Origin of the sequence: Streptomyces sp. NPDC059743 (assembly GCF_042732975.1) — a bacterium.
Taxonomy (GTDB): domain Bacteria; phylum Actinomycetota; class Actinomycetes; order Streptomycetales; family Streptomycetaceae; genus Streptomyces.
On the sequence record NZ_JBHWGS010000010.1, the window covers coordinates 282,665 to 297,430 of the forward strand.

A 14,766-nucleotide genomic window follows, 5' to 3' on the forward strand; every position below is an offset into this window, starting at 1 on the left:
GTGCCCGAGGCGTCCAGGCGTACGACGCGGTAGTAGTGCAGGCCTAGCGGGGGCACCTGGTGCTACAGAGTGCTACCCTGGGAGAATGGCAGCCCAGCCCGAGATCACCCAGCGCGACCTGCGCAGCCGCTCCAAAGAGATCATGGACGCCGTCCAGGGCGGGCAGTCCTTCACCGTCACTCGCGACGGGCACCAGATCGGCGAGCTGATCCCCTTGCGCAGGCGCCGAAGGTTCGTCCCGCGTTCGGAGTTCGCCGCCATGTCCCGCACTGCGTCGGATGTCTCTCTGGAGGCGTTCCGGTCCGATCAGGACGCCACGGCCGAGCAGGAGACGGACGACCCCTATGGCCGCTGAATACGCGCAGGGCCTGCTCGACACCAACATCGTGATCCTGCGCAAGTGGCTCGATCCGGAGGAACTCCCTGCCGAGGTCGCGATCAGTGCCATCACCCTGGCCGAGCTCTCCGCGGGCCCGCACGAGGTGCGCAGGAACGAGGACCAGGGCGACTACGACGAGCACGCCGAACGCGCCCGCCGCCTCGACATCCTGCAACGCGCCGAGAACGAGTTCGACCCCATCCCCTTCGACGCCGAAGCCGCCCGCCTCTACGGCAGAGTCTGCGCAGCCGTGATCAGCACCGGCCGCAAGCCGCGGCGCAGGGTCGCCGACCTCATGATCGCCGCCATCGCCATCGCCGAAGAACTGCCCCTCTTCACCACCAACCCCGACGACTACAAGGGCCTCGACGGCCTCCTCACCGTCGTGCCCGTCACCCGACCCACCGTCCTGCACGACCGGTAGTGCTTGCCACCGAGTCCCACCGAACCACTTCCGCACCAGTTCGGGCGGTGCACCACAGGCACCCGAGGACACCGCCCGGCGCCGCTCTCAGGCGGTCGCTCGGCAGCGATTGGCGGGCAAGACCGTGCGCGGCTGACAAGGGTGTACAGGCCCGGGGTGGTGCGAGAGCCAATCCGGGTGGCGGAAGGCTTCGGTGATCGGGACGCTGACGGACGTCAGGTGATGGTGACGACACGCGCCCAGGGCGGCGGGGTGTCCGGGACGTAGTCGGGGTTTTCCTCGTCCGCTGCGCTCGCTGGACGGGGGAAGAGGCCGACAACGGTGCGGCAGGGCGGCTGCGTGGAGGGCCATGGTGTCTGGCCGTCCGTCAGGGCGACGATCACGTCCGGGCGGGGCCGGGAGCGGAGAGCTCGGGCGAAGCCGGAGCGCAGATCCGTTCCGCCGCCGCCGACCAGTTCGATGTTCTCGGCGCGGCAGAGCGGGACGGCGACCCCGGCCGCCGCGTCGCAGGAGATCACCGAGACCAGGTCACGCCGCCCGCCCACCGCCCGCGAGATCGCCGCCACCTCCAGCAGCGCGCCGCCCAGCTCGGCGTCGCTCACCGACCCGGAGGTGTCGATCACGACGCAGACCCGGGGCGGCGTACGGCGCAGGCTCGGCAGCAGCACTCCGGGGACACCGGCCGAACGCCGGGACGGACGCCGGTAGCTGTGGTCCTCGCCCGCCCCCGGCGCACTTGCCGCGGAGCGGATCGCCGCCCCCAGCAACCGCCGCCACGGCTGCGGTGGATGGAACGCCTCGTCCGCCCACCGGCGCCATCCCTCCGGAGCGTCGCCCGGTCGGCCCCTGATTCCCTCGGCGACCCGGAAGCGGACCGCGTCCCGCTGCTGCTTGCTCAGCCCGTGTGCCCCGTCGGGCCCCAGCTCCCACGGCCGGCCGTGCCCGTCGGCGCCACTGCCGCAGTCCAGCCAGGCCAAGTCCCCGGTGAGCCCTGACAACGACGCCCTCCGCAGGTACTCCTCCATCAGCAGCCCGTCGGGCAGCCCCAGCAGCGACGGCAGCACTGCCCCGGCGGGCAAGGGCAGACCGTCGCCGTAGATGTCGTCGTTGATCTCGAAGTCGGCGGCGATGTTACGGCGCAGTCGCCGACCCGGCCCGTACTCCTCGCGCTCCCGCGCATACCGCTCGCCCCGCCCGTGGTGGTCCCGGAGCAGATGGGAGACCTCGTGCACCCAGACGCCCGCCAGTTCCTCCACCGGGATGCGCGCCACGAAGCCGGGGGAGACGTAGCAGCGCCAGTGTGCGTCCACCGCCATCGTCGGCACCGACCGGTCCTCCACCACATGCAGCGCGAAGAGCGCGCTTGCCAGGTAGGGACGGACCTTCACCGCGTGCAGCCGGGCGGCCAGCAGTTTCTCCATGTCCAGCGGTAGTCCGGACGGGCCGTACGGCGGATCGTACGGAGGGCCGTACGGAGGGCCGTACGGCGTGTCGGAGCCGACCGGTGGCGTCGGCACGGCCCGCACCGGGCGCGGCGGCGCGGGCCGGGCCATCGGGCGCGGCAGAGGGTGCTGCGGAGGGCGCGGCCCCGGGCGCTTCGCGGCCCCCGTCATCGGCGTATCCCCCGTCATCGCCGCGCCCCCGGTCATCGGCGTACGCCCCGTCATCGGCGTACCCCCGTCGTACGCCCGGCGCCGGCCGCCGCCGCGGCCCGCTCCACCGACCGGTCCGCCCGTCGGGCGAGACCGATCACCCCGACCAGCCGCTCCACCGCCGTCGGCACCTCCCAGTCGTCGCGCCGCAGCGAGGCCAGCGCCGTCGCGGGCGCGACCAGCAGGTCCGGGGCGCCGGTCTCCAGCGCCCGGACCAGCACCGCCCAGCCCGCCTCCCACCGCGCCCGCTCGGGCCGCGCCCCGACGGCGGCCACCACCGCCTCCAGCGCGGCCTGACGCAGATCGCCCCGCACCGGCAGCTCGGCGGAGGCCGGATCGGCGAGCAGCGACTCCGGGTCCGGCAGGTCCATCCGGTCCAGATGGGCGAGGAGTTCGAGCCCAGGCCCGTCCCCCACCGTGCCCCGTACCAGCAGTGCCAGCACCTCCCGGGAGACGGAGGCCGCCGTGCCGAAGGCGAGCAGGGTCAACGCGGCCTCCCAGCTCCGGGGCGAGGGCCAGGCGCCGCCGCGCCGTGTCTCCGTACTGGGCAGCCGGTGGATCAGCGTCGGCCGGGCTTCCAGAAATCCGCAGACCGCGCGCCGGGCGAAAGCCACCGCCTCCGGCAACCGCTCCGGCACCAGCCGGGGCAGCTCCGCCCGGGGCCAGACCCCGCCCAGCCCGCGCACCACCACCTCCCGGTCGTGCACCCAGTACAGATGCACGAACCGGTTCGCCAGCGGCGGGCTCAGCTCCCACCCGTCCGCCGCCGACGCGCTCGGATTGGCCGCGGCCACGATCCGTACCTCCGGCGGCAGTTGCAGCGCACCGACCTTCCGCTCCAGGACGACCCGGAGCAGCGCGGCCTGGACGGCCGGTGTGGCGGTGGAGAGTTCGTCCAGGAAGAGCAGCCCCCGCCCGGCCCGTACCAGTTCCACGGCCCACTGCGGCGGCGCCATCGGCACCCCTTGCACCGCGGGGTCGTCGCCGACGATGGGCAGCCCGGAGAAGTCGGTCGGCTCGTGGACGCTGGCGATCACGGTCGTCAGCGGCAGGTCGAGGGAAGCGGCGAGCTGCGTCAGGGCCGCGGTCTTGCCGATGCCCGGCTCGCCCCAGAGCAGCACGGGCAGGTCGGCCGCGACGGCCAGGGTGAGGGCTTCGAGCTGCTCGTCGGGGCGCGGCTCGGTGGTGGTCGTGCGCAGGAGGGCCAGGAGGTCGTCGGCGACGGCGAGTTGGGTGCCAGTGCCGGTTTCGGTGCCTGTTTCGGTGCCGGATCGGCCGACGGAGGTGGGTACGGGAGCGCCGACGGCCGGGACCGGGGCGGGAGCGGGCAGGAGGGTACTGGAGGTCATGGGCATCACCTTGGGTGGGATAAGGGAACGGGACGGCCCGTCCCGGATGTTGTGGGCGTGCGGCGCGGAATGCGCAGTGCGAGCACGGGACTCGGACAGTGCGAGCAGTGGACTCAGACAGTGCGAGTACGGGACTCAGATGGGGCAGCCGGTCAGCTGGTACTCAGTTTCTGGCCGGTACGGGGCCGGGCCCGGCTGCTCTGCTTGAGGCGCATTGCGCGAGGCGTACGGCGGTCGAGTCGGGGGCGGTGGCCCGCCTCCGCGTGCCTCAGGTCCGAGGCCTTTCCGCCCGCTGCCGGACCGGCGCCGGGGTGTACGGCGACCAACCCCGAGCGGAAGAGCCCGTGGTCGATGCGGCGGGCCGCGGCCGACTCCAGTTCCTCCCGCAGCGGCCCGTCGCGCAGGACCGCACCGGGACCGAGCAGCCCCTCGACCACGGCCAGGGCCCCGGCGACATCACCATGGCCCAGCCGCTCCCGGACCGCAGGCAGCGCCTCCGGGTCACGGTGCACATCGTCGATGGCGCGCAGGCAGGGCAGCGCGGGCCCGCCGAGCGCCACCAGCAGCTCCTCCCGGCGCAGTTGTGCCGGGTCGTGATCGATCGCCGTAAGTGTCCCGTCCCGCAGTGCGATCCGATGGACCTCACCCCGGCACTCCACCCGGTGCGGATCACCGGGCTGGAGGGCAGGGCCGCCGGTCGCCGGTCCCGAGCTGGACGACGCCGTTGAGCCGAACGCCGCCAATGCTGTCGCGACGAGCGGATGCAGCCGATCGGTCGTGACCAACCCGGCCCGCAGCAGCTCCAGATCCGGAAGGACCCGGGCCGCCGCCTCCGGCAGCACCGGAAGCGCCGCGACCTCCTGCGGCGGCAGCGTCTCCCGCAGCGGCCGGAACGTCGGGGCATGGCTGTCGTCGGGAGCGACGAGTTCGAGTACGGCACGGCTCCGCGTACCGAGCCGTACGGTGAAGGCCCCGCGAGGGCAGCCCTCGGCCTGCAACAGCAACTCCGCCTCGGCAGCCCACCTTGCCGACTCCCACGGGTAATCGTGGACGGTGGGCAGATCTGGCACGTCCGGTACGTCTGGCACGTACGGCACGGCTGGTCCGTACGGCACGTCTGGCCGAGCGGGTACGTGGAGCCGGTCGGATGCGTGGGGCCGGTCGAGTGCGTGGGGCCGCGCGGTCGGCACCAGGGATGGCGCCTCGCCCGCACCGCACCGCCACGCCAGTTCGCCGCTCCGCTCGGAGTCCCAGAGATGCCGGTGCAGGTCGAGCCGGAAACGCCGGTTGGGATGCGGGTGCGGGTGCGGATACGGAAGGTGCCCTGAGCCGTTCCCGGTCTCCTCCCAGGACTCCTCCCACAAGGCCAGGGATATCCTCTGCCCGGCGTCCGCCCAGGCCGGCGGTGTCCGCACCACCAGTTGCAGCGGCGTGGCGCCGGAACTCCGGTAACGGGCCAGGGAGATGGTGAGGCCGGCGCGGAGCCGCCCGTCGGGGGCGGTCCGGGGCATGTGCCAGCGGAGCAGATCCGGAGCCAGGCGGCGCAGATCCGCACGAAGACGGGTGACGAGCTCGGTGCCGTGGCGGTCGCGCACAGCGCGCAGATCGAGATCGATGTCGACCCGGGCGGCGGCGCATGCCCCGGCCCAGTCGCCAACGGCACGTCGTGCGGTCGCGGTCTCGATCATGGACGGTGGCACGGCGTACTCGCGCACGCGATGCCACATCAACAGGTGGGCCGGAATCGTATTCGCGAAGTGATGTGCCATCAGCACTCACCTTGCGCGAACGATTCCCCCGATCCGTACGAGGAGTAGTTCTTCATCCCCGGCATCATAAGCACCACGATGAGGATCTGTCAGTCCCCTTCGGCCGCACCTCGGCCGCACCTCGACCGCCCGTCGATCTTCCTTGACGCACACCGCAACGGTTTTCTCAACGCAATGATCTCGTGAGGTGACTCGGCCCAGGGGATCCCGCGAGCCGCGATGAGTTCTGCGGCCTCCGGCAGTCGTACTGTCGAACCCGTCACCGAGGAGGACTTCTGATGCGCGACGTGACCTATTCGATGAATGTCTCACTTGACGGCTACATCGTCGGGCCGGACGGCGGCTTCGACTGGACGCCGCCCGACGAGGAGGTCTACCGCTTCGTCACCGACGAGGTGCGAGAGGCCGGTGTTTACCTGTTGGGACGACGGCTGTACGAGACGATGCTGTACTGGGAGACCGCCGACCAGGATCCATCGCTCGACGCCACGAGGCTTGAGTTCGCCGCGATCTGGAAGCGGCTCCCGAAGGTGGTGTTCTCCACCACGCTGTCGGCGGTGCAGGGCAATGCCCGCCTGGCCTCCGGCGGCCTGGCGGAGGAGATCGAGCGGTTGCGGGCCGAGCCGGGGGACGGCGACATCGCGATCGGCGGCGCGACTCTCGCCGCCGAGGTAGCCGCGCTGGGTCTGATCGACGAGTACCGGGCCAGGGTCCACCCGGTGCTGGTCGGCGGTGGCATTCCGTTCTTTCCCCAGCACGAGCGCCGGGTGGATCTCGAACTCGTCGAGACCCGCACCTTCAAATCAAAAATCGTCTACCTCGGCTACCGCGTGACGCGTTAGCCGGCCCCTCCGTCGGCAGAAGTCACGTTTCAGCGGACCTCCATGCCATTCCGGAGTCTTTCCGCGCCGAGTTTCTCGAACAGCAAGACGCATTTCATATGTACTGGGTCAACGATTCAAAGGCACCGGCAGTTGGTTTCGTAACAAACCGCAGGCCTCAGCCTCAGCAGCGCAATGTCCATACCACGCAAAACGCTCGGCTGGGAGATCCCAGCCGAGCGTCTGGTTGAGCCGCTGACAACAGCCGCTTGACCAGCAGGTTGCCAAGCCCCCTTGAATTCGCCACCGGGAGGGGGTTTATGCCGCCGGCGTGGCCTCTAGGCTGCCATCAGGTCAGATCGTCGGTGTCTCATCGACGACTTCCTTGTGCGGTTCGACAATGAACTTCCAGCCATCGCTGGGCTCCAGGAACCGCACTCGGGTCGGGTAGATGTCCAAGGCGCGGCGGTCGCGGTTCTGACCGCCCGCGTTCTTCCGCCCCCGGATCGGCTCCTCGAACAGGTCGACCTTGACGTCCGGCACCGCGACGACTTCCTCGCTCCAGCGCTGAACGACCCCCGCGCCGAACGCGTCCCGCGCGGCGGAGTAGAGCGACTCCAGAGATTCCTTGTTCCCGTTGGGCACGAAGAGGGCGAGGTTCAGGAGGACGCCGGCACTCTGGAGAACCTCGATTTCCTCCCCCGCCTCGTCGGCAACCCAGACCCCGCGCTCTTCGGCATTGTCCGGGAGAACGTGAATTTCCTCACCGAAGATCGTCCTCGCAGTGAAGGACCCTCCCTCAAAATTCTTACCCGGCTCCGTAAGGAAAGCCGGGGCGTAGCAGTCGAGAGGAAGGCCATCCATCTCTGCCGAGACGAAGATGCCGTCCTGGAGGCCCAACTCTGAAACCTCCTCGGCCGTAAGACGTCGAGCCGTAACCTTCTCGGTATTCACGCCATTCCCCTTTTTTCGTGGCGTCCTGTGAATCATCAAGACTCTACCATGAAAACGACCGGCCAGTTCCCGGTACGTATGTCTTCGCGCTCACGACAGAAATACGGTGAGGGCCAGGAGTTGACCCACCCGCTCGGCGAAATTTTCGGCAACGAAGTCAGTCGTCAAGTGGAATGCGAGCGGACTCAGCCGAATGGCAACAAGCAGACAACAACAAGCAGACAAGAGGCGCCTTGATGCTCGGCATTACGCTGTGCTTGCGCTCCTATCGGCTCCGAACGAGCGACGGCGGAAAACTTCTCTGTGCAGTTCAGCTTGTCGAAGCTTGTTGAACTTCACGGGAGTCTCAGTTCTGCTCCGTGCGGCGTTCGGTGCTGCCTGTGTCGAGTTGGCCGAGTTGGCCGAGTTGGCCAGGGGTGTCTGGCCAGCGCCTCGGCGACCTGCTCGGAAGGCCGCGTGGCACGTCCTTGCTCCAGGCGGACGAGATAGTCCACCGAGAGCCCGGCAAGTGCGGCGAGCTCCTCACGTCGCAGGCCCGCGGCACGGCGCGTGCCGGTGGTGGGCAGGCCCACATCGGCCGGGGCGAGCAGGTCGCGCCAGCGGCGCAGTGCGGTACCCAGCTGGTTGCGTTCCTTGGTCACCTTTTCAGTATTACCGCTTCAGTACTACCGCCGAGCCCGCGGTGAGGGTGGTGAGGGTGGTACCGCGAGTCCTACCGTCGCAGTGACGCCGGCTCCGTACACGAGTCGGTCAACCCCTCCACCGGCGAAGTCGTCGGCACGTACGTCTCAGCGGGCCGCGCCGAGGCAGAAGCCGCGATAGCCGCCGCACGCACGGCGTTCGACACCACGGACTGGTCCGGCAGCGCGGCGTCGCGGGCCCGGGCACTCAACGAACTGGCCGACCGGCTCGCCGAACTCGTCCCTGCCTTGAGCCGAACCCTGGCCCGGGAGAACGGCAAGCTGCCCGCCCAGACGACCTGGGAGGTGTCGCTCTCCGTCGACTGGCCGCGCTACAGCGCCGCCTCCGCGCTCACCCAGATCGCCGACCGGGCCGCCGAGCCCGAGCCGGGCATGTACTTTCACTCGTCCCCAGAGGCGATGGGGGTCGCCGGCATCATCGCGCCGTGGAACTCCCCCGTAATCCTGCTGGTCCGCGCCCTCGGGCCGGCGATCGGCGCGGGCTGCACGACGGTGGTGAAGATGCCCGGGCAGACCGGCCTGACCAACGCGCTCTTCGCCGAGGCCGTCGCCGCCACGAAGTCCCTCCCGCAGGCGTGGTCAACATCCTCACCGAAGCCGGCAACGAGGTGGCACCGCTCCTGGTCGAGTCACCGGACGTCGACGTACTCAGTTACACCGGCAGCACCCACATCGGACGCGTCATCGCCGACGCAGCCGCGCCGACGCTCAAGCGCGCCAACTACGAACTGGGCGGCAAGACCACGCTGATCGTCTTGACGACGCCGACCTGGACGCGGTCGTCCCGCAACTGGTGGCCGGCTCCATCCTGATGAACGGGCAGTTCTGCTGCACCGGCTCGCGTGTGCTCGCTCAGCGCGGCATCGCCGATGAACTGCGTACCCGGCTGGCTGCCGGGCTGGAGGCGGTCAAGGTCGGGCCCGCGGAAGATCCCTCCAGCCAGATGGGGCCGCTGATCGACAAGGCCGGCGTCGCCAGGGTCGACCGCATGGTCGAGGAAGCCGCCGCCTCCTACGCCGAGGTCATCGTCAGGGGCGGCCCCGTAACCGATCCCGAGCTGGCGGGCGGCGCGTTCTACCGTCCCTCGCTGCTTGAGGTGGAGCGGCTCGACGTGCCCCTGGTACAGCAGGAGCAGAGCGGGTACGGCCTCCTGTGCGGCCCGTCGGCCATCTCCGAATTCCAGAACCTCAAGACGTACGCGACTGCCGCACCGCAACTGCCGTAAAGCTCTGGCCCGGCCCCGACCAGAACGCTCCGGTTTCCGGGGCCGTCGGCCGTCCTGGGTCGAGTGAGAACGGCGGTCATTCCGGTTCGTACTGGGCGAGAACTCGGCCGAGCAGGCGGGTCAGAGTCTGCCGGTCCTCGGCCGACAGCGGTTTGAGCAGGTCGTCCTGCACCTGATCGAGCACCCCGTCCATGCGTCGCAGTTGCCGGACACCGCCCCTGGTGAGCGTCACTTTGTTGCGCCGTCCATGGTCCGGGTCCGGCGCCCGGTCGACGAAGCCCTGCTCGACCAGTTCGTTGACGGCCGCCACGACGTCGCTGCGGTCGATACGGCACCGGCGGCCGAGCTCCGCCTGGCTCGCGGGCCCGAACTCGTGCAGTGCCGCGAGGATGCGGTAGTGGTACCCGCGCGCCCCGGCAGCGTTGAAGCCGTCGAACACCAGCCGACGGGCGTGCACGGCCAGCTGGGTGATCAGCCAACTCGGCTTCGCCGCCAAGCGCTCGGGGGTCTCATCCATGGCGGCCATTCTATCCGTATGAGTGTTGGCAAGACCAACACTCTGCCCATAGTGTTGGTCTCGCCAATGTCTCGCCAACGTCTCGCCAATGTTCAAGTGACCATCATTCGAGCGACTATCAAGCGACCATCAAAGGAGCCGTCGTGCCCGCTGCCGCCCTGACCACCGACCGAGCCGAGATCGCCGACCTGTTCGCCCACCTGGCCAACCTGCTGGACGAATGCCGCCATGAAGACGCCGCCACCGTCTATCACGACGACATCGTGGTGCACTCGCCGCGAGGCGAGCTGCACGGCCTCGATGAGGTGATCGCCCACCTGAAGCGCATGCAGGTCGAGGGGGAGCACACCCAACACGTCCACGGTGACGTGCTGGTGCACGTCGACGGTGACCGCGCGAAGGCCACCGCGAACCAGCTCGTGTACTTCTACCGCGACGGCGAAGCACCCCATCGGACAAGCGGCCTGCGAGTGGCCTGCACCGCGGTGCGGACATCGGCGGGCTGGCGAATCAGCGACACGCACATCACGCTCGCCTGGACGCACGAGAAGTGACGCGGTGAGTGTCAGAACCGGACCTCACCTGTTCCATGACCAAGGGCCAGGTCAGAGACCTGGCCCTTGGTGTTGTCTTCGTGAATCACGCGTACGTCAGCGTGGCCTTGTGGATCGTGCCCACGCAGTGAGTCTGTGCGTCACCAGGCCAAGGCGTCGGCCATGTCCGACTGCCAGTACGAGACGCTGAGCGAGCTGTCGATGTACACGCCCTTCGTGGGCAGTGACGGGCGGGCGACGCTCTGGCTCTTGTCGAAGTAGACCGCGAGGGACTTGGCCGTGTAGCCGTGGGAGCCGCTGCCGTCCGCGGCCGAGAGAAGGACGCTCGCGTAGCCCGACTCACCAGGGGCCAACGTGACCACGGCCTGCGGCTTGGAGGCTTCGATGGCCGGCGGGACGGACTGGGCCTCGCTGAATCGGACGATCGGGTAGCCGACGAGGTCACAGTTCTTCGAGCCGGTGTTGGTAACGGTGAGAAGGAGGTGGTTCAGAGGGCGGGAGACCACCGTGGCGGTCGTCCTCGTGGAGGTGCTGGAGCAGGAGGTGGAGGCGGGGACGGGGACGGACTTCGAGCCCTTCGAACCCTGCGAGCCCGTGGAACCCGAGGCGCCCGTCGTCCCGCTTGAACCGGCTGCGCTTGAACCAGCCGCGCCGCCCGTCGAGCCCTTGGAAGTCGAGGCGGCGGAGCCGGCGGAGTGGGCCGAGGCGGCGGAGCCGGCCTGTGCCGCCCCCGTGGACGTTCCCTCGCTCGCCTCGGGCGAAGACGTGCCGGCCGCCGTGGGCGACGAGGTGGACACGGACGCCGTTGAAGCGCCCTCGTCGCGGGTGCCCTCGCCGTTGTTGCACGCCGTCAGTGTCATGGCGGCGACCGCGAGTGCGGCGGCGGCGAGCATGCGGGTGCGGTTGGTACGTGCGGACATGTGGTCCCCCAGATGCGGTACGGGTCTGTGCGCAGGCCGCTCGACCGGGTGCCGGGAGCGGCGTGCTTGGATGACCAGAGCTTGTGCTGTGATCCGTCCCGGCCGCCACAACTGCCGGGACTTCCGGGACGCTGGAACGCCTGCAACAGCTCTGGCCTGGGGGAATGACCTCCGCCTGGAACGACGGTCCGGGACGTGAAGAGAGGGAGGGACAGTGACGGGGGACGAGTTCTCGGAGCTGTTGGGCCGGTTGAAGGAGCGGTCCGGGCTCAGTTACGGCGTGCTCGGGAAGCGGCTGCACATGAGTGCGTCCACACTTCACCGGTACGTCAACGGGGACGCCGTACCGACGGACTACGCACCCGTGGAGCGGTTCGCCCGGGTGTGCAAGGCGACGCCCGAGGAACTGGTGGAGCTGCATCGGCGGTGGATCCTCGCGGATGCCCGGCGTGGGCGGAAGGCGGGCGGAGCCTCTGCCGAGGAGGAACCGAAGGTACGGACAGCGGAGGCCGTGTCCGGGACAGCCGGATCCGAAGTAGCGGCCGGATCCGAAGCGACAGCCGAGGTCGAAGCAGCTGCCGGGTCCGGAGCACCAGCCGCGTCCGAAGCAGCAGCCGAAGACGTTCCCGAGGTCAAGCGGGAGTCCCCGGCGCGGGCTCCCGTGGCGCGACGCCGGCGCCGACGTACCGTCCTCCTCGCCGGTACAGCCGTGGTCGCCGCTGTCGCCGCAGCCGCGCTCGTGGTGAATCTCGTACCCGACAAGGGCCATGACGACCGGAGCGGGAAGCAGTCCGTGGGGGCCGCCGCCTCCGAGTCCGTCGGCAGCAGTCCCGACGCCTCCGAGCCAAGCGACACGAAGAGTACGGCCTCGCCGTCCGCCTCGCGCAGCGGCAGTCCCACGGCTTCCGCTCCCGCTTCCGTCTCCGCCTCCCGGAGTCGTGAGGCCGGGGCGGCGCAGGGCGGCGCCGGTTCCGAGGACGGGGCCACCGCGCCCGCCGTCGCCGTCAATCCGTACAAGTGGGAAGACCCGTGCAGCCAGCACTACCTGGTCGACCAGAAGCCCGAACAGGTGCCTCCGCCGCCGGCCGAGCCGGACGCCCGCGGGTGGGTCAACGCTCTCGGCGGGGTCGCCGGCGGGCAGCAGATGCTCGCGCTGACCGTGCAGGGCACCGGGAAGGCGACGGTCGTCCTGGAGGCACTGCATGTACGGGTGGTGGAGAAGAGCGCTCCGCTCGCCTGGAACGACTTCGAGATGGGCGTCGGGTGCGGCGGTGGCGTGGAGACGACGTCGTTCGGTGTGGACCTCGATGCCGGTCGGCCCGCGCTCTCACCCAAGGCTGGGCAGCGCGACTTCCCGTACAAGGTGAGTGAGTCCGATCCCGAGGTCTTCTACGTCTTCGCCGACGCGCGGACGCACAACGTGAGCTGGTACCTGGAGCTGGACTGGTCCAGCGGCGACCGGCACGGCACCGTACGCCTGGACGACAAGGGCAAGCCCTTCCGGACGAGCGGGAACGTGGGGCGGCCCGCGTACACCTATCCGCTCGGCGACACCGAGTGGGGGCGGAACGAGTCGTATCCCGACATTCCCGGCTGAGGCGGTCCGGTCCGGCCCTCAGGTCCGGCCCTCAGGTCAGGCCCCCGGGTCCGGTCCCTGGATCTCGGCAACCACTGTCAGGTCATCCGCAAGGGCGCCCCAAGGGAGGGGCGCCCTTTCGGATGAGGCCGCGTCAGGAGGTCCTCGCGTCAGGAAGCCGTCGCGTCAACAGGTCGTTACGGGCCGTCAGGCGGCGGAGTCGGCCTTGCGGCGGCGGACGACGAAGACCGCGACGGCGCCGAGGGCCACCGCCGCGCCGGCCGCCGCGGCGAACTGCGGGAGGGCCGAGGAGGAGCCGGTGCTGGCGAGGGAGCCGGTACCGACGGCGTTGCCGGCGTCCACCGGAGTGGTGGACGTGACGCCCTGCGGCCTGTTGTCCGGGGTCTGCGGCGTGGTCTTGCCGGGCTTGGCGTCGTCCACGTCGTCCACGTCGTCCACGACGCTGCCGGCGGCGAGGAGCTCGAAGGCGTACTCGCCGGGGAGGTTGCCGCCACAGGACTCGTCGCCGTTGACGTAGTTACCGGCGACGAAGGCGAGGCCGTCGCCGGCCGGGGCCTTGGCGTCGACCTTCAGGCGCAGCTTCATATCGGCGTGGGCGCCGGCCTTCAGCGGGCTGATGGAGCCGCCGTAGCCGTCCTCTCCCACGTTCTTCCAGGCCGGGGACGCGGTGGTCGACCACTGGAGGTGGAAGGCGTCGTCAATGACGTTGTAGCCGCTCTTGTCCGTCGCGTGGAAGTAGACGTACGGGGAGACCTCGTCCAGCGTCTTGTCCGTGCCGTTGGTCACGCGGAGCGAGAAGTCGGTGGTCGAGCCCGCGACAATCTTGGACGGCAGGCCGGTGACGACGGTGCTGAGCTTGCTCTCGAAGACACACTCCGGCTCGTCCGGCTCCGCCTCCTCCTTGGCGTCGGCGAGCGCCTTGTCGGCGGCCTCCTTCGCCTTGAGGGCCTCTTTCGTAGCGTCCTGGACCTTGGAATACTCCCGAGCGGCGGCGACGCGCGCGTCGGAAGCGACCTCGTCGGCCGTCGCGGCCTTCTCGTCGGCGGTGGCCTTGGCGTCCTCTGCGGACAGGGCGGCGGTCTCGGCGTCGGTGACGGCCTTTCTCCGCAGCCGCCTTCTCTTCGGCGGTGGCGGTCTCGGGCAGCGCGGCGAGTGCGGCCTTGGCGTCGGTGAGCGCCTTGTCGGCGTTCTCCTTGGCGGTGGCGGCGTCGGCCGCCTCCTTCCTGGCGTTCTTCGCGGCGACGGTGAGGGGCGCCTCATCGGAGAGGGCGGCTTTGAGGACGACCTGCGCGGCCTTGCCCGCGGCTACGGCGTCGTCGTACGCCTTCTGCGCCTTCTCGGCGGCCTTCTCAAGTTCCTCGATGGAGGGCTTGTCCTGCGCGCCCTGCTCGCCCTGCTGCGTCTGCGTCTGTGTCTGCGACGCGGCGGACGGCTTGGCGTCGGCGAGCGCCGGGGTGACGGAGAGCAGGACGACGGGGGCGGTCACGGCGGCGACGACGGCTGTGGCAAGAGTGCGGCGAACAAGGGTGCGGCGAATCTTCAACGGAGTCCTTCGCGGGTCCAAAACGGGTTCGAAAAGCAGGCTCGAAAAGCGGGTTCGAAAAGTGTTGAGGCAGCCGCTGCGGCAGCACCCACGCAGGGCTTGGTCGGTGATCGTATGACCGGAAACACCGTGGTCGAAAGCACATTGGGCAGGTGATGAGTGCGGCACACGGCTCTCACACGCGGGGCAATTGCCGCATAAAAGGATAGTTGCTTTCCCTGCACGGCTCACTTCTGTGATCCATGTCATCTTGTGAGGCGCGCTGGGAGCCGACCGCCCACTCCGGCCATGCAACCTTCCCCCCGCCCCACGAGTCTCCACGCTGTACGTCGTCACCGCACAGTGTGAAAGGCCCCAGTGC

Annotated in this window: 13 protein-coding genes and 3 pseudogenes; 8 read left to right on the top strand and 8 right to left on the bottom strand. The window is 69.7% G+C overall.

What is annotated here, in order from left to right:
- The first annotated feature begins 85 nt into the window (after positions 1 to 85).
- Both ACFV6H_RS19870 and ACFV6H_RS19875 read left to right on the top strand, forming a co-directional pair.
- Positions 86 to 355 carry a type II toxin-antitoxin system Phd/YefM family antitoxin gene (locus tag ACFV6H_RS19870; protein WP_384978862.1) on the top strand — a complete coding sequence of 90 codons (270 nt, stop codon included), beginning with the start codon at positions 86 to 88 and terminating at the stop codon, positions 353 to 355.
- Positions 345 to 803: a type II toxin-antitoxin system VapC family toxin gene (locus ACFV6H_RS19875; RefSeq protein WP_385543673.1), complete on the top strand. Its 459-nt coding sequence runs from the start codon at positions 345 to 347 to the stop codon at positions 801 to 803. Before ACFV6H_RS19870 ends, ACFV6H_RS19875 begins: the two co-directional genes overlap by 11 nt.
- 215 nt (positions 804 to 1,018) lie before the next feature.
- Here ACFV6H_RS19875 and ACFV6H_RS19880 read toward each other — a convergent pair whose 3' ends face one another.
- The 3 genes from ACFV6H_RS19880 to ACFV6H_RS19890 form a co-directional block, all read right to left on the bottom strand.
- Positions 1,019 to 2,224, bottom strand: coding sequence for a VWA-like domain-containing protein (locus ACFV6H_RS19880; protein ID WP_385543806.1), 1,206 nt, complete (start codon positions 2,222 to 2,224; stop codon positions 1,019 to 1,021).
- 242 nt (positions 2,225 to 2,466) lie between these two features.
- A complete protein-coding gene (locus ACFV6H_RS19885) occupies positions 2,467 to 3,804 on the bottom strand; it encodes an AAA family ATPase (protein WP_385543676.1) in 1,338 nt (445 codons plus the stop codon).
- 152 nt (positions 3,805 to 3,956) lie between these two features.
- A complete protein-coding gene (locus tag ACFV6H_RS19890; RefSeq protein ID WP_385543679.1) occupies positions 3,957 to 5,573 on the bottom strand; it encodes a hypothetical protein in 1,617 nt (538 codons plus the stop codon).
- 278 nt (positions 5,574 to 5,851) lie between these two features.
- On the opposite strand from ACFV6H_RS19890, the gene ACFV6H_RS19895 reads away from it, so the two are divergent.
- Positions 5,852 to 6,415 (top strand): dihydrofolate reductase family protein, encoded by a 564-nt coding sequence (locus tag ACFV6H_RS19895; protein WP_385543682.1) that lies wholly within the window; start codon positions 5,852 to 5,854, stop codon positions 6,413 to 6,415.
- A 333-nt stretch (positions 6,416 to 6,748) separates the two neighbouring features.
- Here ACFV6H_RS19895 and ACFV6H_RS19900 read toward each other — a convergent pair whose 3' ends face one another.
- Positions 6,749 to 7,348 carry a hypothetical protein gene (locus tag ACFV6H_RS19900; RefSeq protein ID WP_385543685.1) on the bottom strand — a complete coding sequence of 200 codons (600 nt, stop codon included), beginning with the start codon at positions 7,346 to 7,348 and terminating at the stop codon, positions 6,749 to 6,751.
- A 419-nt stretch (positions 7,349 to 7,767) separates the two neighbouring features.
- Positions 7,768 to 7,989: pseudogene (locus ACFV6H_RS19905) on the bottom strand (helix-turn-helix domain-containing protein); the annotation flags it as partial.
- A 144-nt stretch (positions 7,990 to 8,133) separates the two neighbouring features.
- Here ACFV6H_RS19905 and ACFV6H_RS19910 point away from each other — a divergent pair.
- Both ACFV6H_RS19910 and ACFV6H_RS19915 read left to right on the top strand, forming a co-directional pair.
- A pseudogene (locus tag ACFV6H_RS19910) lies at positions 8,134 to 8,547 on the top strand (aldehyde dehydrogenase family protein); the annotation flags it as partial.
- Positions 8,548 to 8,657: 110 nt separating this feature from the next.
- Positions 8,658 to 9,274 (top strand): annotated as a pseudogene (locus ACFV6H_RS19915) (aldehyde dehydrogenase family protein).
- 76 nt (positions 9,275 to 9,350) lie between these two features.
- On the opposite strand, the gene ACFV6H_RS19920 reads toward ACFV6H_RS19915, so the two are convergent.
- Positions 9,351 to 9,791, bottom strand: coding sequence for a MarR family winged helix-turn-helix transcriptional regulator (locus ACFV6H_RS19920; protein ID WP_384783306.1), 441 nt, complete (start codon positions 9,789 to 9,791; stop codon positions 9,351 to 9,353).
- A 143-nt stretch (positions 9,792 to 9,934) separates the two neighbouring features.
- Between ACFV6H_RS19920 and ACFV6H_RS19925 the strand changes: the two genes are divergently transcribed.
- Positions 9,935 to 10,345 (top strand): nuclear transport factor 2 family protein, encoded by a 411-nt coding sequence (locus ACFV6H_RS19925; RefSeq protein ID WP_385543688.1) that lies wholly within the window; start codon positions 9,935 to 9,937, stop codon positions 10,343 to 10,345.
- 140 nt (positions 10,346 to 10,485) lie between these two features.
- Here the strand turns inward: ACFV6H_RS19925 and ACFV6H_RS19930 are convergent, their stop codons facing one another.
- The gene (locus ACFV6H_RS19930) at positions 10,486 to 11,265 is read right to left on the bottom strand and encodes a DUF4232 domain-containing protein (RefSeq protein ID WP_385543691.1); all 780 of its coding nucleotides are present in this window, start codon (positions 11,263 to 11,265) and stop codon (positions 10,486 to 10,488) included.
- A 214-nt stretch (positions 11,266 to 11,479) separates the two neighbouring features.
- On the opposite strand from ACFV6H_RS19930, the gene ACFV6H_RS19935 reads away from it, so the two are divergent.
- On the top strand, positions 11,480 to 12,862 hold the full coding sequence (locus ACFV6H_RS19935) for a helix-turn-helix domain-containing protein (protein ID WP_385543694.1): 1,383 nt from the start codon (positions 11,480 to 11,482) through the stop codon (positions 12,860 to 12,862).
- A 186-nt stretch (positions 12,863 to 13,048) separates the two neighbouring features.
- Here ACFV6H_RS19935 and ACFV6H_RS19940 read toward each other — a convergent pair whose 3' ends face one another.
- Positions 13,049 to 13,648, bottom strand: coding sequence for a hypothetical protein (locus tag ACFV6H_RS19940; RefSeq protein WP_385543697.1), 600 nt, complete (start codon positions 13,646 to 13,648; stop codon positions 13,049 to 13,051).
- A gap of 16 nt (positions 13,649 to 13,664) precedes the next feature.
- Here ACFV6H_RS19940 and ACFV6H_RS19945 point away from each other — a divergent pair, with 16 nt between their 5' ends.
- Positions 13,665 to 14,561 carry a hypothetical protein gene (locus tag ACFV6H_RS19945; RefSeq protein WP_385543700.1) on the top strand — a complete coding sequence of 299 codons (897 nt, stop codon included), beginning with the start codon at positions 13,665 to 13,667 and terminating at the stop codon, positions 14,559 to 14,561.
- Positions 14,562 to 14,766: the final 205 nt, after the last annotated feature.